Genomic DNA, 21,573 nt, shown 5'->3' with positions numbered 1-21,573 from the left:
GGATATGACGAGCTACCTGGGCATCGACATCGGCACGTCGTCGATCAAGGCCGTGCTCATCGACGAGAGCCAGCGCATCCTGGCCGAAGCGTCGCAGCCGATCGCCGTGCTCCGCCCGCATCCGCTCTGGTCCGAGCAGGACCCGGAAAGCTGGTGGCAGGCGACGCTCGCCGCCGTCGAGGCCATACGCAAAGCGGCTGCGGACGGTTGGGGACAATTGCAGGCGATCGGCCTCTCCGGCCAGCAACATGGCGCGACCTTGCTCGGCCAAGGCGGCGAGGTGCTTCGCCCCTGCATCCTCTGGAATGACGGCCGTTCGCAGGCCGAATGCGTGGAGCTGACGGCGCGAGTCCCCGATTTTCACCAGCGCGCCTCGAACCTTGCCATGCCGGGCTTTACCGCGCCGAAACTGCTGTGGGTCGCCAAGCACGAGCCGGAGATTTTCGCTCGCACGGCGATGATCCTGCTGCCGAAGGATTATGTCCGCTACCGCCTGTCCGGCGCCTATGTGTCGGACATGTCCGACTCCGCTGGAACGCTCTGGATGGACATCGCAGCGCGCCGCTGGGACAACACTTTGCTTGCCGCCTGTGGCCTCACCGAGGCGCAGATGCCGCGTCTCGTCGAGGGCTCGGACATTTCCGCCATGCTGTCGCCGGAACTGGCCACCGCCTGGGGCCTCGACAGCCGCCAGATCCCCATCGCGGGCGGCGGCGGCGACAATGCCTCCTCCGCCGTCGGGATTGGCGCGACGCGAGACGGCGACGGCTTCCTTTCGCTCGGCACCTCGGGCGTGGTCTTCTCCGCGACGGACAAGCCGGTAGCGCTGCCCCGGCGCGCCCTGCACGGCTTCTGCCACGCGCTGCCCGGCCGCTGGCACGGCATGGCGGTGGTGCTCTCCGCCGGGCTGTCGCTGAACTGGGCCGCCGCGCTCACCGGCCATTCGGACGACATCGCCGGGTTCATCGCCCGCGCCGATCTCTTTGCGGCCGACCCGGCCCGCGTCGCCCATGCCCCGGTCTTCCTCCCCTACCTCACCGGCGAGCGCACGCCGCACAACGATCCGCTCGCCACCGCGCATTTCGCCGGCCTCACCGTCGAGCATGGCGCGGACGCGCTCGGCTATGCCGTGCTGGAGGGCGTCGCCTTCGCGCTCGCCGACTGTCTCGACGTGCTGGTGGAAGCGGGTGCCGGGCCAAAGTCCTGCATGCTGGTCGGCGGCGGCTCGCGCAGCGCCTTCTGGGGGCAATTGATCAGCAATGTCACCGGCCTGACGCTCGATCTGCCGCTCGGGGCGGAGGTCGGCTCGGCCTTCGGCGCGGCGCGCCTGGCGATGCTGGCGGCGGGCGGCTCGGAAGCGGACGTGTGCTTCAAGCCAGAGGTGCGACGCCGTTTTGCGCCCGCTGCCTCCGGCGCGCCGCTGCTCGCCGAGCGGCGCCGCCGGATGCAGGCGCTCTACGTCCCCGCGCCGGCTCGGCCGGACGGTGCCTGACCTTGCCGGGAAGTCAACGCACCTTGGAAGAGCGCGCCGTTGGCCGGCCCGGGTTTGCATGATAAAGCTGGCTATGCCCCATGCGGCCCCAGGCCGTTCCCGCGCCGCTCCTTACGAGGCGTCCAATGCCGCAGCAAGGCCGACATCGCGCACTGACTCTGAATGTCCTCGCGCTGGCGCTGAACATGGCGGCCGGCGCCGGGGCGATGGCCGGCGAGCCGGCCGACATCTCGCTGGAGCTGAACAAGCTGGAGCCGGGCGATAAGGGGTGCCGGGCCTATATGGTGATCGAGAACCGGGCCGAATTCGCCTTCTCGGCCTTCAAGCTGGACTTGGTCGTGTTCCGCCCCGATGGCGTCATCGGCAAGCGCTTCGTTCTCGATCTCGCGCCGGTCAAGCCGCGCAAGCGCAGCGTGAAAATCTTCAGCATCGACGACACGCCCTGCAACCGCGCGGGCAGCATCCTGATCAACGAGATGGCGGAGTGCCGTGCCGAAAGCGGCGCGGTCGAGCACTGCCTGGATCGCCTTGAAGTGCGCTCCCTGTCGCCCGTCCCGTTCACCAAATAGCGAGGATTCACCGTGAACCCAGCATCCGGTATCGAGGCCTCAGGCGGCGGCTTTTCAGTGATCGAGCTGTTGCGCCACGCCGATCCGGTGGTGCAGATCGTCGTCGGCATCCTGGTGTTCTGCTCCATCGCGAGCTGGGCGCTGATCCTGGAAAAATTCATCCGTCTCGCGCGCTTGCGGAGCAAGATGCGGAAGCTGGAAGCCGTTGCCGCCGCGCCGGGCGCGCCGAATTTCGAGGCCGGCTCGCTGGCCGGCCTGCTTTGGGCGGCGGCCAGCCAGGAGGATCGCGGCGAGGAGGGCAGCCGGGCGGAATATCAGCAGCGGCTCGAGCGGGCGATGCGCCTGCGCGCCAAGCAGGAGCTACGCCGCGCCGAAAGCGGACTGGCCTTTCTGGCTACGGTCGGCGCGACGGCGCCCTTCATCGGGCTGTTCGGCACGGTCTGGGGCATCATGCACAGCTTCTCCGCCATCGCGCAGGCCAAGGACACCAGCCTCGCGGTGGTCGCGCCCGGCATCGCCGAGGCGCTGTTCGCCACGGCGGTCGGCCTCGTCGCGGCGATCCCGGCGGTGATCGCCTACAATCAGATCTCCGCCAGCCTCGGCCGCGCCGCCGAGCGCATCGGCGTCGCCGTGGCTAGTCTGGCGCGCCACTGGTCGAAGAAGCGGGACGTCGCGAAAGCCGCGTAGGAGGACGACGGGATGGCCATCTCCTTGCCGAGCAGCCCGAATGCGGACGAGGACGACGCGGCCTACCGGCCGATGGCGGAGATCAACATCACGCCTTTCGTCGACGTCATGCTGGTGCTGCTGGTGATCTTCATGGTGGCCGCGCCGCTGATGATCGCGGGCGTGCCCGTCGAACTGCCGCAGACCAGCGCCACCCGGATCAGCCAGCCGCGCAAGCCGATGGTGGTGACGCTGACCGGCGACCAGCAGCTCTACATCCGCGACGAGCTGGTGCCGCGCGAGGGCTTCGTCGGCCGGCTGGCGGCGCTGAGAGCGCAGGAGGGCGACAATGTCGTCTATGTCCGAGCCGACCGCAAAAGCCCGTATGGCGACATCATGGAAATCCTCGGCCGGGTCGGCGAGGGCGGCTATCACCGGATCTCGCTGCTGTCGCACGCGCTGCCGGGCGGCGGCGCCGGGGAAAAGTAACCGGCATGGACGCGATCCGCCTCGGTGCCTGGGTGTTGTCCGCCGCCGCGCATGTGACCGTGGCGTGGCTGCTCGTCGCCGAATTGCGCGGTTCGCCGGCCATCGATGCCGGGACGGGCTCGGACCCGTTCATGCTCGAGCAGGGCGTCGGCATCGAGAACATCGTCACCTTCGGCGACGCCGCGGAGACGGTCGCGGACGCGGACGCCGCCTTGCCCGTGGTGCGGGCGGCCAGCGAGCAGCCCGAAGAGATCAAGGAAGACGCTCCGCCCGCCATCGCGACGGCCGCCGAGAGCGATGAGACCACCGTCGCCGCCAAGGAGGTCGAGCCGGAGCCGGTGGAGGAGGTCAAGCCCGCACAGATCGCGGCTTCGGCTGCGCAGGTCCAGCAGCAGGCGGCCTCGTCGGGGCAATCGGGCGGATTGTCGACGGCGCTCTCGGCCTATTTCGGCCGCGTCAGCCGCGCCTTCGAGCGCCACAAGGCCAAGCCCGCCACCCGCCGCGCCGGAGTCGCCGTGGTGCGGTTCTCGATGGAGCCCTCCGGCCGGGTGATCTCCCGCGAGATCGAGACCAGTTCAGGCTCGGCGATGCTGGACAATGCCGCGCTGGCCTCGGTGGACCGGGCCTCGCCCTTGCCGCCGGTCCCCCCGGAAATCGTCGCCGCGCGCCCGCTGACGTTCTCCGTGCCCTTTAACTTCATCGTCCGCTGACGGTACCGCAATTACGCCGACGACGCCGTAAATCTCTGCATCAATTTGAATTTCGGCCTGACTCCTTCTCCCGGGGGAGAGGGTTGGGGTGAGGGGTTGCGGTTTCACCGAGAGGCACCAACCCCTCACCCGCGCCGCTTCGCGGCACGACCTCTCCCTTGGGAGAGGTTAAGCGGAGCAAGCGCCCCGCGAGGAAACCCGCTGCCGCTAAAACTTCACCTTTAGCCCCGCATAGGCCGAGAGCGGCTGGGCGGGGGTGATGGTGCGCGGGTCTTCCAGTCCCACGTCATCGGCTTCGAAATAGGTGCCGTAAGTGGCGTATTCATTGTCGAAGACGTTGTTGATGATGCCGTAGATCTGCACGTTCTTGGTCAGCTCGTAGGAAGTGTGCAGATTGAACACCGCATAGCTCGCCAGCTTGGCGTTGTCGTTGCCCTCGTCGCCGACGAAGAACTGATCGCTCGAGAACACCATGTCGGCGCCGATCCGCCAGGCCTGCGTCAGCATGTAGTCCGCCCCCAGCTTCAGGCGGTGCGCAGGTATCGCCGTCAGGTGATCGCCCTTGCGCACCTGGATGTCGCCATCCTCGTCCGCCTGCGGGTTGCTGGGCGAGGACAGCAGCAGATCGTCTTGAAAGGTTGCGTCCGTATAGGCGTAGTTGGCGAAAAGCGACAGGCGCGGCGAGCGATAGGCGACGCCCGCCTCGATACCCTGGCGCAGCGTGTCGCCGGCATTCTGGAAGAAGCCTCGCCCGGCAATGTCGCTGGCGACATTGATGATGTCATTGGTGTTGAGCGTCCGGAAGACGCCCAGGCTCCAGTCGATGCGGCCGCCGGTATTGGGCACGCCGGCATTGCCGCGCAGACCCGCTTCCCAGGTGTGCGAGACGACCTGTTTCAGCTCCGGGTCGGAGACGAGGAAATTCTCCAGAAGGCACGGCGCTTCAGGGTCGGAGCAGGCAAGTTCGGCCGGCGTCGGGGCGCGATTGGCCTCCGAATAGCTGCCATAGAGCGACAAGGTCGGGCTGAGTCTATAGGTCAGGCCCGCCATCGGATTGAAGCGCGTGTAGGTGTGCTCGCCGGTCAGGTCGTCATTATTGCCGAGCTTGTCCTTGAGATCGAGATTGGCGTAGTTGAAGCGCCCGCCTGCGGTGAGGGACAGCGCCGAGGTCACATCGAAGGTGTTGGAGAAATACAGGCCCAGATAATCGGTCGTGGTGTTCAGTCCGACCGGCACAATGCCCTCCGGTCCTTGCGGGAAGATGCCGAGGCCGCTCACCACGAAATTGCTGAGATCGATGCTGCCGAGCTCGCTGTTCGAGGTTGAGGTGACCTTGCCGTGATCGGCGCTGACGCCGACGACGAACTGATTGCCATGGCCGAAGAGCGGCGCCTTGCTGGTCGCCTGCAGCGAGGCGCCGATGCTCTTGGCATCCACCGAGGTGCGGTCGATCGAGCCGATGGTCTCGTCCTCGCCGAACGGATTTGTGATGGGATTGCCGCCGCCGTCGACGAGCTGTTCGTCGTCGAGGCAGAGAAAACCCTCCGCATCGTCGCACGGCTCGACGTCGGAGACGTTGCCGTCGACATGCTTCTGCCGGAAGCGGCGCAGATAGGCGACGCCGGAGACGCTGAGCGTCGGCGTGACCGCCACCGTGCCGTTGGCGGAGACCATCGCCATGTCGTTCTTGGTGGTCTGCGGCGTGGTGAAGGTTTTCGACCAGTCCTGGTCCAGCAGCTCGACCGGCGAGGGCGCGGCGACGCCGAAGAAATTGCTGGCGGCGGTGACGTTGACATGGAATTCGCTGTCGCGGTTCCTCACCCCGACATCGCCATACAGGCGGCGCAACCGCGAGGGCGAGAAATCGCGGAAGCCGTCATCCTCGATGCCTTCGAGCGCGATATAGGCCGCGACATTGCCCGACTGCACGCCGCCCTGCAGCGATTCCTGCTTGCGCCCATAGGAGCCGAAGCGGGTGTCGGACTCGACGCCGTGGAAGCTGAAGCCGTCCTTCATGGTCAGACTGATGGCGCCGCCGATGGCGTTGAGGCCGAAGACCGGATTGCCGCTGACCACGCTGATGTCGCTGATCGCCACGGTCGGGATCATGTCCCAATTGACGGTGTCGCCGAACACTTCGTTGATGCGGACGCCGTTCTGGTAGACGGCCAGCCCCTGCGGCGAGCCGTTGACCGGCGAGGCGACGAAGCCGCGATATTGCACGTCGGTCTGGAATTCGCTGCCCTGCAGGTCGCTGAGGATGATGCCGGGCACGGTCTGCTGCAGTGCCTGCTCTATGGTGACGGCACCGCTGCGCTCGACATCCCCGGGGGTGACGCGGCCGACCGCACCGGGCACTTTGTCCAGCGGCAGCTCGCTGCCCGCGACCGGCGACATCTTGACGAGATCGCCGTCCGCCCCCGGCCCGGCTTCGGCGGGCTCCTCGGCGACAGCGGCGGGCGCGGCCTGCGGCGGCTGCTGCCGCGCCCGCGGTTTCTTCTTCGCGACCGATTTTTTCGGCTTCGGCTGATCCTGGATGATGTTCACCGGCGGAAGCTGCCCGGCTCCCGTCTGCGATTGCTGCGCCCGCCCCTCGGACGCAAAGCATAATGCCGCGATGCCGATAGCCGCACACGCGGCCGCATCGCAAGAGATGCTGCGTTTCATTCGTCCCCCCATCCCAGTGTTCCGCTGTCGGTTTTTCCCTTGGATCGTTCGTTTTGCGGCCTCGCAGCCTGGCGAGGCTATTTCACTGAAAACAATGCAGACCGCAGCGCGATGTCGCCGGCCCGGCGCCTATGATCTCCACAGTCGTTTTTTGACTTCGCCCCAATCATGCAAAGACCACGCTCCGCATTCGCAGCGCGCCCATCGATTCTGGCGAGCCTATCCCGTGCGGCGAAGCCCGCGCCACGGCACTTTTTCCAAATAGGATTGCCAAAAGTTCCCGAACGGCGAGTAGCGCCGCCGGGTGAAATCGGGGCAAGATCGATCCGCGCACGCGAATTTCGCAGCGTGTGCGCAATTCGAGCACGGGCCCGGCCAGGGGGAGGCGAGGACACCATGCCAGCGATCGACCTGCCGGGCGGCGCGCAAGCGTGGCGCGCTCATCGCGCCGGCGCCGGGAAATCCGGGTGGGGCGTCGCCGCCATGCCCTCGCTGTGGCGCGGCCGTTCGCTGCGCTGGCAGGTGCTGGCGACCTTCATCCTGATCAATCTGGTCGCGGCCATCGCCACCGCCTCCCTGGTCCTGTTCAACGCCAAGCGCGCAACGGAAGCGGAAATCGCCGCCTCGGTCGCCATGGCGGAGCGTTTTGTCCGCGCCAGCATCGACAATTTCGACCGCGCCATACCGGGCGGCCTGTGGCTGGAGGATCTGCCGGGCCGCATCGGCCCGATGCGGCATGTGCAACTGCTGATAGCCACCGCCGGCGGCACGCCGATCTGGCAGGAGCATTCGCCGCGCGGTGAAGCGAGGCGACATGAAGCGGCGGCCCCGCGCTGGTTTGCCTCGATGGTGCGGGTCGATGATCTCAGCCGCGAAATCCCGGTCATGTCAGGGGGGCGGCGCATCGGCACGGTGCTGGTGACCGGCGAGCCGGAGGACGAGATCGCCGAAGTATGGTCGGACATGTCCGACCTTGCCGTGGTCGGAATCCTCGTCGATCTCGCCGTCATCCTGGTGCTCTATTTTGCCTTCGGCCGCGTGCTGACCCCGCTCTCGGCGCTTTCGGACGGGCTGCGCCAGCTCGAACACGGCCATTTCCGCCACCGGCTGGCCGAGCCGAAGGCGCGCGAACTCGCCGATCTTGCCCGCTCGGCACGGCGCAGGCCGAAAACATCCGCCTCAACCAGCGGCTGCTGACCGCCGAGGAAGACGAGCGCCGCCTGATCGCCCACGAGCTGCATGACGAACTCGGCCCCTGCCTGTTCGGCCTGAAGGCCAATATGGCCGTCCTCACCCGGCTGGCCTCGGACCTTCCCGAGGACAGCGCTGGGCGCGTCCGAAGCCGTGTCCAGATCCTCACCGAAATCGCCGGCCGGGTTCAGACGCTGAACCGGCGCCTGCTCGAACGGCTCCGCCCCATCGCGCTCGGCGACATCCCGCTCGCCGAACTGCTGGCCGCGCTGGTCACGGAGTTCGAAAAGCACGATGGCGCGCCGGACATCGCCTTCGAGCCGGTGCATCTGGCGAACAGCTATGGCGATTGCGTCGATCTCACGCTCTATCGCTGCCTGCAGGAGGGGCTGACCAATATCGTGCGCCACGCCCAGGCAAGATCGGTTGCGCTGCGCATCGAAGGCGGTCCCGGCACGGTGCGGCTGACGCTGCGCGACGATGGCGTCGGCCTCGCGCCGGGAAGGGCGGTGGGCATGGGGCTGACCGGCATCAAGGAGCGCGTCCACGCGCTCGGCGGCAGCGTCTCGATCACGGCGGCGGCGGCCGGCGGCACCTGTCTCGACATCGTGCTGCCCGCCGGGCACGAGAGGACGCACTGATGGCCTCCGTGCTCTTGATCGATGACCATCCCATCGTGCTGCAGGGCTGCCGCACGGTGCTCGAGGAGGCCGGTTTCGCCGAGATCCACGAGGCGAGCGACCTCGCCTCCGCCTACCGTCTCTATCACCGCAAGCATCCGCGCGTCCTCGTCCTCGACCTGACCATTCAGGGCAAGGGCCTCGCCGGCCTGACGCTGATCGGCCGCATCCGCGCCCGCGACCGCCGCACGCCGATCCTGGTCTTCAGCATGCATAGCGACGCTGTCATCATCCGCCGCGCCCTCGACGCCGGGGCGACCGGCTATCTGCTCAAGGACACCGCCCCGGAGGAGTTCATCGAGGCCCTGAGCGCCGTCCGCCGCGGCCTGCCCTTCCTGAGCCCGCGCGTCGCGCTGCAAGTGGCGATGCTCGGCGAAAGCGGCTCGAAGGAGCGGATGACGCAACGTGAATTGCAAACGCTCGCCCTAGTCGCCGACGGCAAGGCCTACGCGCAGATTGCCGAGGAACTCGGCGTCAGCTACAAGACGGTCGCCAATACCTGCTCGCAATTGAAGCTCAAACTCGGCGCCGGCACGCTGCCCGAACTCATCCGCATGTCGATCGAATATCTGTCGAGCGCGCCTGCGAAGGCGCCGATGCACGCAGGCGAACCGGATTAAATGGCCGGTCCGGGGAGCTGCCGCTCGCCTGACTCGTTGATTTGTCGGGAGGTTTATCTGGTGCCGCAGGGGAGGATTGAACTCCCGACCTCACCCTTACCAAGGGTGCGCTCTACCACTGAGCTACTGCGGCGTGCCGGTCGGCCATGGGCGACGGCGCGGAATGTGCCACGGGACCCGCGAATGCGCAAGGGTCCGCAGGCGGCGGACCGGCCGAAAGTCGGGGCTTGGAGGGCGGCGCCGTGGCGAAAACGCCACTGGACGTGACACACCCATCACGCCCTGAGTAATTTCACCTAAGGCAATGTGGCCACATCATTGGTCTCAAACGAGTCTCCTATCCCAAATGGGAGATGAGACCCGACTTTCGACCGGGTATATTCTGGATTGTCGATGCAAAAATTTACAACACACATAGATACTTAAAGACATAGAGACATCTGCGGAGCCTCGCCCATATATTTTGCGAGGAATTATATAGTGCTTCGGCACAAACTGGGCGTGGCAGGGACCGAACTCCTAAAGCCACGCCTATTTCATTTCTGACAATAACTATGTGGTGCAAAAGATGGCGGTTCTGGGGCACCTGCCATGCGTTGTTCTACTGGAAAGATATTTTGGCGAGGCGAGTATTTCCGGCAACGGCCTGCGCCGGCGGTTCCGAACCCATTCAAATCGCTCGCGATTTCTCCCCGTGAACTTTCTTACGCGACAGGGGTTTTTCTCGCGGGAGGCGGGGTAAGGAAGCGGCTGGTAGGGGCGCGTGCCTTGGCTTATCCTCATTTTCGGGCTGGGGCGCGAATCACTTTGAACGACGAAGCGACAGGCAAGCAGGCGGCACGTAAGGAACGTGAGGCACGTCTGGCAGCGGAATTGCGCGAGAATTTAAAGAAGCGCAAGGCGCAGGCCCGCGCGCGCTCCTCCGCGCCCGCCAAGCCGAAGCCCGAAGAACGCTGAGCAGCCCTTCGCCCGTCGCGCAGCCCGTGCCCTTGCGCCGCCCTAAGTGCTCGTCTAAACCTTAATAAAATCGCTCATTTCGAGCCCAAACCCCACCGGCGGCATCATTCATGGACCAAATTCGCATCCAGGGCGGCCAGCCTCTCAACGGCGTCATTCCGATCAGCGGCGCAAAGAACGCGGCGCTGCCGCTGATGATCGCCAGCCTGCTGACCTCCGACACGCTGACCCTCAAGAACGTCCCCAATCTGGCCGACACCAATCTGCTCGCGCGCATCCTGCGCAATCACGGCGTCGACTGCGCCGTCGACGGCAAGCGGGCCAATAATGGCGGCCATATCGGCGAGACCTTCCACCTGACCGCGCGCGACATCGTCGATACGCGCGCACCCTACGACATGGTGCGGCGGATGCGGGCCAGTTTCTGGGTGCTCGGGCCGCTCCTGGCGCGCTATGGCGAGGCGACGGTGTCGCTGCCGGGCGGCTGCGCCATCGGCACGCGACCGGTCGATCTGCATCTGATGGGCTTGCAGCAGCTCGGCGCGGAGATGGAATTGTCCGGCGGTTATGTCGTCGCCAAGGCGCCGAAGGGTTTGCGTGGCGGGCGCATCCAATTCCCGAAAGTCTCGGTCGGGGCGACGCACAACGTGCTGATGGCTGCCGTGCTGGCCAAGGGCGAGACGGTGATCGAGAACGCCGCCTGCGAGCCCGAAGTCGGCGATCTGGCCGCCTGCCTGCTCAAGATGGGCGCGCGCATCGAGGGCATCGACACGCCGACCTTGCGCATCCAGGGCGTCGATTATCTCGAAGGCGCGCTGCATTCGGTGCTGCCCGACCGCATCGAGACCGGCACCTATGCCATGGCCGTCGCGGCGGCGGGCGGCGACGTGCTGCTCGAAGGCGCGCGCGCCGACCTGCTGCAGGAAGCCTTCAACGTGCTGCGCCAGGCCGGGGTGAAGATCACCGAGACCAATCGCGGCGTGCAGGTGTCGCGCAACGGCGCCGGCATCGCGCCGGTCGAGGTCGAGACCAACCCGTTCCCGGGCTTCCCGACCGACCTCCAGGCGCAGCTCATGGCGCTGATGGCGGTCTCGTCGGGCGAGTCGAAGATCCGCGAGACCATCTTCGAGAACCGCTTCATGCATGTCTCCGAGCTGACCCGGCTCGGCGCCGACATCCGCATCCAGGGCGACACGGCTTTCGTGCGCGGCGTCAAGCAGTTGCGCGGCGCCGAAGTGATGGCGACCGATTTGCGCGCCTCGGTGTCGCTGGTGATCGGCGGCCTGATCGCGGAGGGCGAGACGACGATCAATCGCGTCTATCATCTCGATCGCGGCTTCGAGCACCTGGAAGAAAAGCTCAGCAATTGCGGCGCCCAGATCGAGCGCATTCAAGGCTGAGCGGCTACACTCAATCTTAATCCCGTCGCCCCGGCCGGAGAGCCGGGGCCCGCTCGCCTTTCCGCAAACGCGTTGCCGGCGCGTGATCTGTTCAGGTCGCAGCGGCCCGCCGTCAAGATAAACTTGTCATTCCCGCCAAAGCGGGAACCCGGTACGCCGCAGCAACCGCGTTTACGGCAATGCCCAACGGCAATCATTGCCCTTTGCTGGATCCCCGCTTTTGGCTGGGACGACAAAAAAGCGGTATCCGCGCCCGCCAAGGGAGCGGACAGCCGTAAGGCCCGCCGATCCTCTCAGTCGCGCTCCTTCTTCACGATGGCGTAGGTCGAGGGCGCGAGGTCGACCTGGTATTCCTTGCCGTCCGCATGCACGGCGCCGTCGACCTCCCATTTGCCGTCATCGAACTCAATTCCTCGCCAAGCGGTAAACCCCTGTCCCTTCAAGGCGTTTTCGATGGCGGTGCGTTCCTCCGGGGTCGGCGCGCGGTCGGCCGCCGAGGCCGCGGGCGGCGAAGCCAGGATAAGGGCTGCAATTGCGGCGGTTCTGAACAGCATGGCGATATCCTCCTTGCAAAGACGATCAAGCTGCGGACGGGCGGCATTGTTCCTTAGCCCGGCGTTAGGCGGGACGGCGGCACCTTGAGATTTGCGGGCGAGGCCGCATATTGCTATGCATTCTCACAAAACAAAAAAGCGCTGGCGGCTTGACCCATGGAACTCCTGAAACTGATCGCGCTCGACGATGAGGATTTGACCATCATGTCCGCTCATCTGCAGGATGCCGTTCTGCTGGTCGAGGACATGGCGTTCATCCCGCAGGAGCGGCGCTTCGCGGCGATCGTCAACCGCTTCGACTGGGTGAGCGCCACCGAGAAGCGCACGGCCAATGGCGGCGGATATGAGCGCCGGCGCGCGGCCCTGCGCTTCGAAAAGGTGATGAACGCCCAATTCCGGCAATTGTCGCTCGACAACAAGGGCGACGCGCTGGAACTGCTCGCCGTGAAATTCGAGGCGGCGACGCTGCCGAGCGGCTACGTGACCTTGTTCTTCGCGGGCGGCGGCGCGGTCAGGCTGCATGTCGACTGCATCGAGGCGGAGCTGCGCGATCTCGGCCCGATCTGGAAGACCCGCCGCAAACCCGAACATCCCGACGACGGCAATAACGACACCGAGGCAGCGAGCTGACAGCCATGGCGCGCAGATTGATCATTGACGATCCCGATTTCGAGAGCCGGTTCGCCGAGTTTCTGGGCGCCAAGCGCGAGCAGTCGGAGGATGTGGACGAGGCGGCGCGCGAGATCATCCGCGATGTACGCGAGCGGGGCGACGCGGCGCTGATCGATTACACGCGCCGCTTCGACAAGCTGGAGCTCAGCCCAGAGAAAATCCGCCTCAGCGCCGATGAGATCGACGCTGCCGTCGCCGCCGCCAATGAGGACGATCTGCACGCTATGCGCTTCGCCGCCGAGCGGATCGAGGCCTATCACCGCCGCCAGCTCCCCGCCGACGACCTCTATACCGACAGTTGCGGCGCGGAGATGGGCCATCGCTGGACCGCCGTCGAAGCCGCCGGCATCTATGTGCCGGGCGGGCAGGGCAGCTATCCGAGCTCCGTGCTGATGAACGCCATTCCGGCCAAGGTTGCCGGCGTGCCGCGCATCGCCATGTGCGTGCCGGCGCTCGGCGGTGCGATCAATCCGCTGGTGCTGGCCGCTGCAAGCCTGGCCGGAGTGGACGAGATCTATCCGGTCGGCGGGGCGCAGGCGATCGCCGCGCTCGCCTTCGGCACCGAGAGCATCCGCCCCGTCGCGAAAATTATGGGGCCGGGCAACGCCTATGTCGCCGCCGCCAAGCGGCAGGTGTTCGGCACCGTCGGCATCGACATGATCGCCGGACCCTCGGAAGTGCTGATCGTGGCGGACAAAGCGAGCGATCCGCGCTGGGTCGCGGCCGACTTGCTGGCGCAGGCCGAGCATGACGAGGCGGCGCAGGCGATCCTCATCACCGACGATGCGGGCTTTGCCGACGCGGTCGAGGCCGCCGTGACGCAGCAGCTTGCAAGGCTGCCCCGCGCGGCCATCGCCGGGGCGAGCTGGCGCGACAATGGCGCGGTCATCCTGGTGCGGAATTTCGATCAGGCGCCCGCCCTGGTCGACCGCATCGCCCCCGAGCATCTCGAACTCGAGATCGAGGATGCCGACGAAATGCTGGGCAAGATCCGCAATGCCGGCTCGATCTTTCTCGGCCGCATGACGCCCGAGGCCATCGGCGATTATGTCGCCGGCCCCAATCACGTGCTGCCGACGGCGCGCTCGGCGCGGTTCTCCTCCGGCCTCAGCGTGCTGGATTTCATGAAGCGGAGTTCGATCTTGCGGCTGACCGAGCGCAGCCTAGCGGCGCTCGGCCCCGCGGCCATGACGCTTGCCAGCGTGGAGGGTTTTGACGCGCATCGCCGCTCGATCGCCATCCGCCTCGGCATGAGCGACACCGATCAGCCCGCCTCCTGACCCAGGCCCCGCCATGCCCAGCGACGCCAGGCCGCCGCTCGCCCTGCCCGGAATGCGCGTCGGGCTGCTCGGCGGCTCGTTCAACCCGGCGCATGAAGGGCATCTGCATATCAGCCTGACGGCGCTGCGGCGGCTGGGGCTCGACCGGCTGTGGTGGATGGTGACGCCCGGCAATCCGCTGAAGCGCCCGGGCGATCTTGCGAGCCTGCCGGAGCGGGTGGCGCAGGCGCGCACTCTGGCCGTGCATCCCGATATCGTCGTGACCGATTTCGAGGCGGCGCTGCCGACGCCCTACGCCATCGACACGGTGCATTTTCTGCAAAAGCGCTATCCGGGCGTACATTTCGTCTGGATCATGGGCGGCGACAATCTGGCCCAGTTCCACCTTTGGCGCGACTGGACCGGCCTGTTCGGCGCGATCCCGATCCTGGTGCTCGACCGCCCCGGCGCCCGCAACAGCGCGCTCGCGGCGCCTGCTGCCCGGCGTTTTGCCAGCGCGCGCCTGCCGGAAAGCGCCGCCGCCGGTCTCGCCCTGGCGCAACCGCCGGCCTGGATCTATCTCACCTTGCCGCTCTCCGACCTGTCCTCGACCGCGATCCGCAAAGCGGGCAACGCCAAAAAACGTGGCATTTGACCTTAAGTTCCGGTCTTGCATTCAAATATTTTTAAATGCTCGGCGCAGGTCAAACTTGAAAAAACAAGTCGAATGGCGCACATTCGGCGATGTTGGGAGAGTTCTGCGGAAGCGAGATCCGTAGCGGCTTGTTTCCGGCCCTTGCCGGATCTGGCCGGTTGTCCATGACGGAAGGAAACTGAACTGATAATGCACACCTCGACAGGGGCGGCCCTCCGTGGCAAGCCAAAATCCGCGCGGCTGGGGAAAGACCAGGGCGCGGCGTCCATCCTAACGACTGTGCTCGACTCCCTTTCCGATGCAAAAGCTGAAGATGTTGTCTCCATCGACCTTCACGGCAAGACGTCGATCGGCGACACCATGGTGATTGCGTCCGGGCGGTCGCAGCGGCATGTCGGCGCGATCGCCGATCAATTGCGCGACAAGCTCAAAGCCGATGGTGTCGGCGGCCTCCGGGTCGAAGGCATGCCGCATTGCGACTGGGTGCTGATCGACGCCGGCGACGTCATCGTCCATATCTTCCGGCCGGAAGTGCGCCAGTTCTACAATCTCGAGAAGATGTGGTCGGCCGACCGTCCGACCGATCCGGTCGCCGTCTAACGCCGCTTCTCGAGAGACGGGCCTCCGCCGTCCGGAGGGTCTGCTTTGCCGGGCCGTCCGCATGAAGCTGCATATTCTGTGCGTCGGGCGCCTCAAGGAGGATGCCGAGCGCGGCATCGTCGAGCGCTATCTCCAGCGCTTCCAGCAGACCGGCGCGCCGCTCGGTTTCGGCGGCGTCGCCATTACCGAGCTGATCGAGAGCAAGGCGCGCTCCGCCCCCGAGCGCAAGGCCGCCGAGGCTGCCGAGCTGCGCAAGAAGATCCCCGAAGGCGCGCGCATCGTGGCGCTGGACGAACGCGGCAAGACGCTCGGCAGCGCGGAGTTCGCGCAATTTCTCGCCAGCGCGCGCGACAATGGCATCCGCAATCTATGCCTCATCATCGGCGGTCCTGACGGGCTCGCGCCCGATCTTGCCGCCGAGGCCGCGCTGACCTTGTCGTTCGGCCGCATGACCCTGCCGCACGGCCTCGCCCGCGCCGTTCTCGCCGAACAGCTTTACCGCGCCGCCTCGATCCTCGCCGGCCATCCCTATCACCGGGTTTAGCGCGATCGCTCAAATACGCTTGATCGGCGCGCCGAGCTGCAGGAAATCGCGCTCCCGGCAGGTCAGGACAAGGACTTGCAGCGCTTGCGCGGCCTTCTGCAGCACCAGATGCATCCGCTCCAGACGGCCCTCGTCGGTGTTCACCAGCGCGTCGTCCAGGATGATGGCGGAAGGCTGGCCCGAGGCGCGCAGGATGTCGGCCAGCGCCAGCCGGGCGATCACCGCGACCTGCTCGCGCGCGCCGACGCTGAGCGAGTGGAACGGCTCCCGGACGCCCTTGCGGACGAAATGCTCGATTTCCAGCGTGTCCTCGTTCAGCACGATGTCGCTGTCGGGCTGGATCAGCTTCAGATAGGGCTTCACCCGCTCGCGGACGGGGCCGAGCCAGCGGTCCTTGGTCTCGCGCTGGGCCTCGGCGAGCGTGTCGTGCAGCAGGCGGGCGGCGGCGGCTTCGGCGTGCAGGGCGGCGATGCGCGAGGCCGCCGCGTCACGCTGGCCGGTGATCTCGGCGAGTTGCTCGCCAAGGCCGTCGCGGCCGAGCGCCTTCAGCTCGATTTCGATGTCGCGCTTATCGCGGGTGAGGCTGTCGATGTCGGTGCGGATGGCGCGCTCGGCCCGCTCGGCGCGCTGGAGTTCGAGCAGCACGGCGTCGGGTTCGGCGGCGTCGAGCGCGGCTTTCGCCTCGGCGTGCTGCTTTTCCGCGAGCCCTGCGGCGTCCGTCGCCGCCGCGAGGGCGTCGAGCAGATCCTTGTCGCCGGCCTGCGCGCGCGCCGCCGTCAGATCCTGGACGCTGGCCTCTTGCCGGCGCTGGGCGGCGGCGGAGCGCTCGGCGAGGGTGGCCGCTTCGCGCCCGGCCTCCTCCTTCCCAGTCCGCGCCGATGCCAGCGCGGTTTCGGCGCTCTGCTCGGCCTTCAGCGCCTTGCGCTGGGCGGCGATGAGTTCGGCGAGCCTGGCGTCCGACGCCTCGGTGATCGCGGCGGCCATTTCCGTCAGCGGGCGCTCGGCGAGATTGCGCTGGCTCTCGACCGATTGCCGCAGCACATCGAGACCTTGCGGGGCAAGCGCGGCGATGGTTTTCGCCAAGGCATCGGCCTCCTGGCGCGCCGAGACGCCGCGCGCCAAAGCCTCGCGCGCGGCGGCAAGATCGGCGAAGCCGAGTTTTGCCAGCCGGTCCTTGAGGCTTGCGGCTGCCGCATCCGCCGCCTGCCGCAGCGCTTCGACGCCGCCGCCCGGGTGGATCCGCAAACGTCCATAACCTTGCAATTCCAGCACCGCGTCGCGCGACAGCCGCAGCGGCTCGCCCGCATCATGCGCCTCGCCATCGACGCTGACGCCGCGCGCGCCTTCCGGCTCAAACGCGATCCGCACGCTCGCCGCCTCGAGCTGCAGCCGGGCGCGGTCGGACTCGCTTTGCAGCTTTTCCAGCGCGGCGATGTCGGGCTTGCGGATGGTGATGGCCTCGGCGGCGGCGGTGTGCTCGCGCCGCTTGGCCTCGGCGTTCTCGGCGGCGGTCAGCCGCTCATCGAGGTCGCGCAGCAAAGCAGCGGCCTGGGCGTGGGCGATCGCCTGCTCCATGGCGCGGACGCGGTCGTCGGCCTGCTGTCGCGCCTTCCGTGCCTCTGCGAAATTGGCCTCCGCGCCTGCCGCTGCCGCCTCATGCCTTGCCAAAAGCGCCCGCCGATCGTCGGCCTCGGATTGCGCCGCCGCGACCGCCTTGCGCGCCGCCTCGACCGCCGCCGCCAGTTTTTCGCGTGCGTCCTTGCGCTCGGCGGCGGCATCGCGCTCCAGCCGCAGCCGGTCCAGCCGCTCGGCCGCGCTCTTCACAGCCGCGTCCAGCTTCTCCGACCGCTGCACCGCCGCCTTCGCCGCCTCGACCGACAGCATCGCCTTGCCGTGATGATCCTCGCGCCCGTAGCGGGCAAGCGCCTCGCTCTTCTTCTCCAGCGCGGCGATCTTCTCGTCATAGTCGGCAAGCTGCGCGGTCAAATCGCCCTGGCGCGCCTCCAGCGCGGCGACCTCGTCGCGGAGCGCCTTATAATCGCCGCGCGGATTGCCGCGCTTGTCCCAAAAGCCGTTGCGGCGCTCCTCGGCGGCGGCTAGAAGGGCCCGCCCGCGCTCGCCGCCGACGACTTCGCCGACCTCCAGCTCCAGCGCCGAGGCGATCATGTTGCGCCCCGCGCCGACGCCGAGCGAGCGATGCGAGCCGCCCTGCTCCACCCAGAGCAAGCCGTAAATGCCTTGATGCTCCTCGGGCTTCGACTGGCCGCGCCCCGGCGGATTGAAGCCGAACAGCTCGGCCAGCCGCTCCTCGACGGCATCGCCGGTGGCGCGCTCGCCGGGGCCGATCAGCTCCGCCTCCGGCTTCTGGCAGAAGGCCTTGCGCAATTTCCAGCTCTTGCCGCCCAGATCGAACTCGATGGCGACTTCCGGCCGCACCGATTGCCCATAAGGCTGCATCCGCGCCGCCACGTCGCCGCTGACCCTGTGCCGCTCGAACAGCACCGCGCGCAGGGCGGCGAGCAGCGTGGACTTGCCCGCCTCATTGTCGCCGACGAGCACGTTCAGCCCGTCCTCGAGGTTTTCGATCAGCACATGGCTGAGCTTGCGGAAATCGCGGATCTCGATGCGGCGGATCTGCATCGCATCAATTCCCCTGCCCGACATGGTCGAGATACATCATCCGCAGCGCCATGCGCGCCGCGCCGGTCTCGGGATCGTTGGGGTCCTGCATCTTGGCGCGCAGCCGCTCGACGGCGAGGCGCACGAAGCCGGCCGTGTCGATGGCATCCAGATCGTCGGAGGTCGGCTCGTCCAGCAAAGCGCGGTCATCGACGTCGAGATGGTGGAGCTTGGCTTCCCAGAGCGTCAATTCGCGTTCGAGCCGGTGCCGTTCGGCAAGGCTGACCGTGCCGGACAGATCGAGCTGGATGACGCAGCGGCGGTGGTCGTCGCTAAGGGCGGCGAGCGCTTCGAGCGCGGCGTTGCAGGTGCCGTCGATCATCTCGACCTCGCGCCGCAGCCAGCAATAATGCCCGACGCCGAGCGTTTCGATGCGCTCGGGCGCGCGCGGCGCGGCGATCTCGACGAGGTGGACGAAGCCGGATTGGTTGGCCTTGTGCCGGTCGGGCTCCGGCGTGCCGGAATACCAGCTTCGCGCCGCGATGTTCAGCGCGCCGTGCCAGTCGCCCAGGGCGAGATAGTCGAGCCCGGCCCGCGCAGCGCGGTCCTCGGGGATTTCGTTGGAGGCCTCGGCCGCGCCCGGCAGCCGGTTGGCGACGCTGCCATGGGCGAGGCCGATGCGGATGGCATTGTCCGGCGTCGCGGCGCCGTCGAACCATTCGGTCTGGTCGAGCGCCTCGCGTCGGCGGCGCAGCGGTGCCGGCAGCACGATGGCCGAGCCGCCCCAGCGATCGAGCGGCTCGGGCTCATCGGCGATGACGACATTGTCCGGCACGCCCATGTCGCGCATCCGCGTCCAGACGCTATGGGCGAGCGCGGCGTCGTGATTGCCCGGCAGGAAGACCCAGGTCCCGGCGAAGGCTTTGAGCGCTTCGAGCGTCCTGACAATGGTGCGGTCTGCGACCTCGTTGCTGTCGAAGACATCGCCCGCGACCAGCACCGCGTCAGCCGCGCGCTCCTGCGCCAGTTCGGCGATGCGCTGGACGGTGCGGATACGCTGCAGCCGCAATTCGGCGCCGACATCGCCCGGAAAATTGCCGAAAGGCTTGCCGAGCTGCCAATCCGCCGTGTGTATGAAACGAAACCCCATCTTGCGACTCTGCCCCGAAGCGGCAGCGATTCGCAACCGGGCCGGCCGGGCGGTGGATAGATGCGGAGGCCGCGCCGATTTTCACCCCGGATTAAGGCAACCGGCAGTCAAGCCCTGTGCCCTGCCCATGCACTGATATGCTGATGCAATGTCGGACCCCGCCCGCGATCAGCGCGAGACTTACCCCCGTCCCGAAGGCAACCAGGCGAAGGTTGTCGACGCCATGCTCGATATGCTGACCCGCAACAATGCGCTGGAAAGCGAGATCGCGGCGCTCAGAGCCGATTTCGAGCGGATCGCGGCCGGGCTGACCGAGCAATGCGCGCGGCTCGAAGGCACGGCCGGGCGGCTTTCCCGCCGCGTCGAGCGCCTCGAAAAGCGTCTCGGCCGCACCGGCATCTGATCCCGCCGCCAATCTCGGCTCTATCGTCCCCCTCACTGGCCCGGCGTGGATGTCGGCGTAGGCTGGGGCGGCTGGCTCGAGGGCTGTTCATCGGCCGCGACGGTGAGGCGGCCGGTCAGCTCGGCCCCGGCGTCGGGCGACAGGGTGCGGAAGGACAAGGCCGACAGCGCCCCGATGGCGCCCACCACCACGAAGGCCACGACAAAATCGGCCGAGCGGATCTCGAAATCGCCGCGAATGACTTGCCCCGCCTCCAACGCCAGCGCCGCCACCGCGACGCCGAGCGAGATCGACAATTGCTGCGCCGCGCTGGAAAAGCTCGTCGCCTGGCTCATCGACGGCGCGGCGACGTCGGCGAAGGCGAGTGAATTGACGGCGGTGAATTGCAGCGAGCGGAAGAAGCCGCCGGCCAGCAGCACCGCCAGGATGATGACATGCGGCGTCGCGGGCGTGAACAGCGCGCAGACCGCGACGAAGCTGGAGCCGATGATCGCATTGGCAAGCAGCACCTGGCGGAAACCGAAGCGCTTCAGGATCGGCGGCGCGGCGAATTTCATGGCGAAGGCGCCGACCGCCGAAACGAAGGTCAGGAGGCCCGAGGCGAAGGCCGACAGGCCGAAGCCGATCTGGAACAGCAGCGGCAGCAGGAAGGCCGTCGCGCCGATGCCGACGCGGAAGGTGCTGCCGCCGATGACGCTCGCCCGGAAGGTCGGCAGCCGCATCAGGCCGAGATTGAGCAGCGGATGCGCGGTGTGCGCCGCGTGCCGCCAATACAGCCCGCAGAAGACGAGGCCCACGGCGACCATGCCGACCGCCAGCCAGAACGGCACCAGGCTCTGGCCGATCACGGCAAGGCCGAAGACCAGCCCGGACAGGCCGACGCCGAGCAGGATCAGGCCGCGCCAGTCGAGCGGGGCGGTCTGCACCTCGCGAATATCTTCGATATAGCGCGTCACCAGCACGAGGCCCAGCAGGCCGATGGGGATGTTGATGTAGAAGATCCAGCGCCAGTCGAAATAGGTGGTGATGAAGCCGCCGAGCGGCGGTCCCGCGATCGGCCCGATCATCGCCGGAATGGTGAACCAGGCCAGCGCCGAGACGAGTTGGTCCTTCGGCACCGAGCGCAGGATCACCAGCCGCCCGACCGGCACCATCATCGCGCCGCCGATGCCCTGCACGATGCGTGAGACGACGAAATCGCCGAGGCCGCTGGCGAAACCGCAGGTCGCCGAGCCGGTCATGAAGATCACCAGCGCCAGCCGGAACACCGTCTTGGCCCCGAAACGGTCGGCCACCCAGCCGCTGGCCGGGATGAAGACGGCGAGCGAGAGCAGATAGCTGGTCAGCGCCAGTTTCAGCGCGATCGGGTCTTCATTGAGGTCGCGGGCGATGGCGGGCAGCGAGGTCGCCAGCACGGTAGAGTCCATGTTCTCCATGAACAGCGCGCAGGCGACGATCATCGGTACGAGAATGCGGGACGGCATGGCGCTCAAGGGAGATGTCCTTGCGAAGCCGGATGGACGGCGGAGGGCGGCGGGCCGGATGGGGCGAGCGCGGGGCACGTTAGCGCCGCAAGCAGGCGCTTGGCAACCATGGTGCGGCAATGCGGCCATGCGCACCAGCTTAGGTGGCATTGCGCGCGGGCCGGTTCGGCCCTCGTCCTGGCTGGGCGGAGC

At 67.2% G+C, this 21,573-nt stretch carries 21 protein-coding genes and 1 tRNA gene; 16 read left to right on the top strand and 6 right to left on the bottom strand.

What is annotated here, in order from left to right; translation table 11 throughout:
• Positions 1-4: 4 nt before the first annotated feature.
• The 5 genes from xylB to BLEFHOIH_RS22570 all read left to right on the top strand — a co-directional run bounded on the left by xylB (position 5) and on the right by BLEFHOIH_RS22570 (position 3,926).
• Positions 5-1,492, top strand: coding sequence for a xylulokinase (xylB, locus tag BLEFHOIH_RS22590; protein WP_088348303.1), 1,488 nt, complete (start codon positions 5-7; stop codon positions 1,490-1,492).
• Between the two features lie 125 nt (positions 1,493-1,617).
• Positions 1,618-2,061: a hypothetical protein gene (locus BLEFHOIH_RS22585; RefSeq protein WP_088348302.1), complete on the top strand. Its 444-nt coding sequence runs from the start codon at positions 1,618-1,620 to the stop codon at positions 2,059-2,061.
• A 12-nt stretch (positions 2,062-2,073) separates the two neighbouring features.
• A complete protein-coding gene (locus BLEFHOIH_RS22580) occupies positions 2,074-2,748 on the top strand; it encodes a MotA/TolQ/ExbB proton channel family protein (RefSeq protein ID WP_088348301.1) in 675 nt (224 codons plus the stop codon).
• Positions 2,749-2,760: 12 nt separating this feature from the next.
• Positions 2,761-3,216 (top strand): biopolymer transporter ExbD, encoded by a 456-nt coding sequence (locus BLEFHOIH_RS22575; protein WP_088348300.1) that lies wholly within the window; start codon positions 2,761-2,763, stop codon positions 3,214-3,216.
• A gap of 5 nt (positions 3,217-3,221) precedes the next feature.
• The gene (locus BLEFHOIH_RS22570; RefSeq protein WP_088348299.1) at positions 3,222-3,926 is read left to right on the top strand and encodes an energy transducer TonB; all 705 of its coding nucleotides are present in this window, start codon (positions 3,222-3,224) and stop codon (positions 3,924-3,926) included.
• Between the two features lie 207 nt (positions 3,927-4,133).
• Here BLEFHOIH_RS22570 and BLEFHOIH_RS22565 read toward each other — a convergent pair whose 3' ends face one another.
• Positions 4,134-6,593, bottom strand: coding sequence for a TonB-dependent receptor (locus BLEFHOIH_RS22565; RefSeq protein WP_088348298.1), 2,460 nt, complete (start codon positions 6,591-6,593; stop codon positions 4,134-4,136).
• Positions 6,594-6,989: 396 nt separating this feature from the next.
• Here BLEFHOIH_RS22565 and BLEFHOIH_RS22560 point away from each other — a divergent pair, with 396 nt between their 5' ends.
• Genes BLEFHOIH_RS22560 through BLEFHOIH_RS22550 form a run of 3 tightly spaced genes read left to right on the top strand, consistent with a single transcriptional unit; the run spans position 6,990 to position 9,084 of the window.
• A complete protein-coding gene (locus BLEFHOIH_RS22560) occupies positions 6,990-7,790 on the top strand; it encodes a LapD/MoxY N-terminal periplasmic domain-containing protein (RefSeq protein ID WP_170937335.1) in 801 nt (266 codons plus the stop codon).
• A complete protein-coding gene (locus BLEFHOIH_RS26935) occupies positions 7,766-8,425 on the top strand; it encodes a histidine kinase (RefSeq protein ID WP_245297164.1) in 660 nt (219 codons plus the stop codon). Before BLEFHOIH_RS22560 ends, BLEFHOIH_RS26935 begins: the two co-directional genes overlap by 25 nt.
• A complete protein-coding gene (locus BLEFHOIH_RS22550) occupies positions 8,425-9,084 on the top strand; it encodes a response regulator transcription factor (RefSeq protein ID WP_088348295.1) in 660 nt (219 codons plus the stop codon). The genes BLEFHOIH_RS26935 and BLEFHOIH_RS22550 overlap by 1 nt, the downstream gene beginning before the upstream one ends.
• A gap of 58 nt (positions 9,085-9,142) precedes the next feature.
• Here BLEFHOIH_RS22550 and BLEFHOIH_RS22545 read toward each other — a convergent pair.
• A tRNA-Thr gene (locus tag BLEFHOIH_RS22545) sits at positions 9,143-9,217 on the bottom strand.
• A gap of 674 nt (positions 9,218-9,891) precedes the next feature.
• Between BLEFHOIH_RS22545 and BLEFHOIH_RS26930 the strand changes: the two genes are divergently transcribed.
• Positions 9,892-10,041, top strand: coding sequence for a hypothetical protein (locus BLEFHOIH_RS26930; protein ID WP_170937319.1), 150 nt, complete (start codon positions 9,892-9,894; stop codon positions 10,039-10,041).
• Between the two features lie 110 nt (positions 10,042-10,151).
• Positions 10,152-11,441 carry a UDP-N-acetylglucosamine 1-carboxyvinyltransferase gene (gene murA, locus BLEFHOIH_RS22540; RefSeq protein WP_088348294.1) on the top strand — a complete coding sequence of 430 codons (1,290 nt, stop codon included), beginning with the start codon at positions 10,152-10,154 and terminating at the stop codon, positions 11,439-11,441.
• 293 nt (positions 11,442-11,734) lie between these two features.
• Here the strand turns inward: murA and BLEFHOIH_RS22535 are convergent, their stop codons facing one another.
• Positions 11,735-11,995, bottom strand: coding sequence for a PepSY domain-containing protein (locus BLEFHOIH_RS22535; protein WP_088348293.1), 261 nt, complete (start codon positions 11,993-11,995; stop codon positions 11,735-11,737).
• Positions 11,996-12,151: 156 nt separating this feature from the next.
• Between BLEFHOIH_RS22535 and BLEFHOIH_RS22530 the strand changes: the two genes are divergently transcribed.
• The 5 genes from BLEFHOIH_RS22530 (at position 12,152) to rlmH (ending at position 15,725) form a co-directional block, all read left to right on the top strand.
• Positions 12,152-12,625, top strand: coding sequence for a DUF2948 family protein (locus BLEFHOIH_RS22530; RefSeq protein ID WP_088348292.1), 474 nt, complete (start codon positions 12,152-12,154; stop codon positions 12,623-12,625).
• A 5-nt stretch (positions 12,626-12,630) separates the two neighbouring features.
• Positions 12,631-13,947, top strand: a complete 1,317-nt coding sequence (gene hisD / locus BLEFHOIH_RS22525; protein ID WP_088348291.1) for a histidinol dehydrogenase — start codon at positions 12,631-12,633, stop codon at positions 13,945-13,947.
• A 13-nt stretch (positions 13,948-13,960) separates the two neighbouring features.
• Positions 13,961-14,581 (top strand): nicotinate-nucleotide adenylyltransferase, encoded by a 621-nt coding sequence (locus BLEFHOIH_RS22520; protein ID WP_088348290.1) that lies wholly within the window; start codon positions 13,961-13,963, stop codon positions 14,579-14,581.
• 189 nt (positions 14,582-14,770) lie between these two features.
• Positions 14,771-15,181 carry a ribosome silencing factor gene (rsfS, locus tag BLEFHOIH_RS22515; protein ID WP_088348289.1) on the top strand — a complete coding sequence of 137 codons (411 nt, stop codon included), beginning with the start codon at positions 14,771-14,773 and terminating at the stop codon, positions 15,179-15,181.
• 61 nt (positions 15,182-15,242) lie between these two features.
• Positions 15,243-15,725 (top strand): 23S rRNA (pseudouridine(1915)-N(3))-methyltransferase RlmH, encoded by a 483-nt coding sequence (rlmH, locus tag BLEFHOIH_RS22510; protein ID WP_088348288.1) that lies wholly within the window; start codon positions 15,243-15,245, stop codon positions 15,723-15,725.
• A 9-nt stretch (positions 15,726-15,734) separates the two neighbouring features.
• On the opposite strand, the gene BLEFHOIH_RS22505 is transcribed toward rlmH, so the two are convergent.
• Positions 15,735-18,365, bottom strand: a complete 2,631-nt coding sequence (locus tag BLEFHOIH_RS22505) for an AAA family ATPase (protein WP_170937334.1) — start codon at positions 18,363-18,365, stop codon at positions 15,735-15,737.
• Positions 18,366-18,369: 4 nt separating this feature from the next.
• On the bottom strand, positions 18,370-19,494 hold the full coding sequence (locus BLEFHOIH_RS22500; protein ID WP_088348286.1) for a DNA repair exonuclease: 1,125 nt from the start codon (positions 19,492-19,494) through the stop codon (positions 18,370-18,372).
• A 148-nt stretch (positions 19,495-19,642) separates the two neighbouring features.
• On the opposite strand from BLEFHOIH_RS22500, the gene BLEFHOIH_RS22495 reads away from it, so the two are divergent.
• Positions 19,643-19,897, top strand: coding sequence for a hypothetical protein (locus tag BLEFHOIH_RS22495; protein WP_088348285.1), 255 nt, complete (start codon positions 19,643-19,645; stop codon positions 19,895-19,897).
• Positions 19,898-19,929: 32 nt separating this feature from the next.
• Here the strand turns inward: BLEFHOIH_RS22495 and BLEFHOIH_RS22490 are convergent, their stop codons facing one another.
• Positions 19,930-21,381 carry an MFS transporter gene (locus tag BLEFHOIH_RS22490; protein WP_088348284.1) on the bottom strand — a complete coding sequence of 484 codons (1,452 nt, stop codon included), beginning with the start codon at positions 21,379-21,381 and terminating at the stop codon, positions 19,930-19,932.
• Between the last annotated feature and the right edge of the window lie 192 nt (positions 21,382-21,573).

The sequence above is a fragment of the Rhodomicrobium sp. R_RK_3 genome (genome assembly GCF_002198715.1).
Classification (GTDB): Bacteria; Pseudomonadota; Alphaproteobacteria; order Rhizobiales; family Rhodomicrobiaceae; genus R-RK-3.
This window is presented reverse-complemented; position numbering and strand designations above follow the sequence as displayed.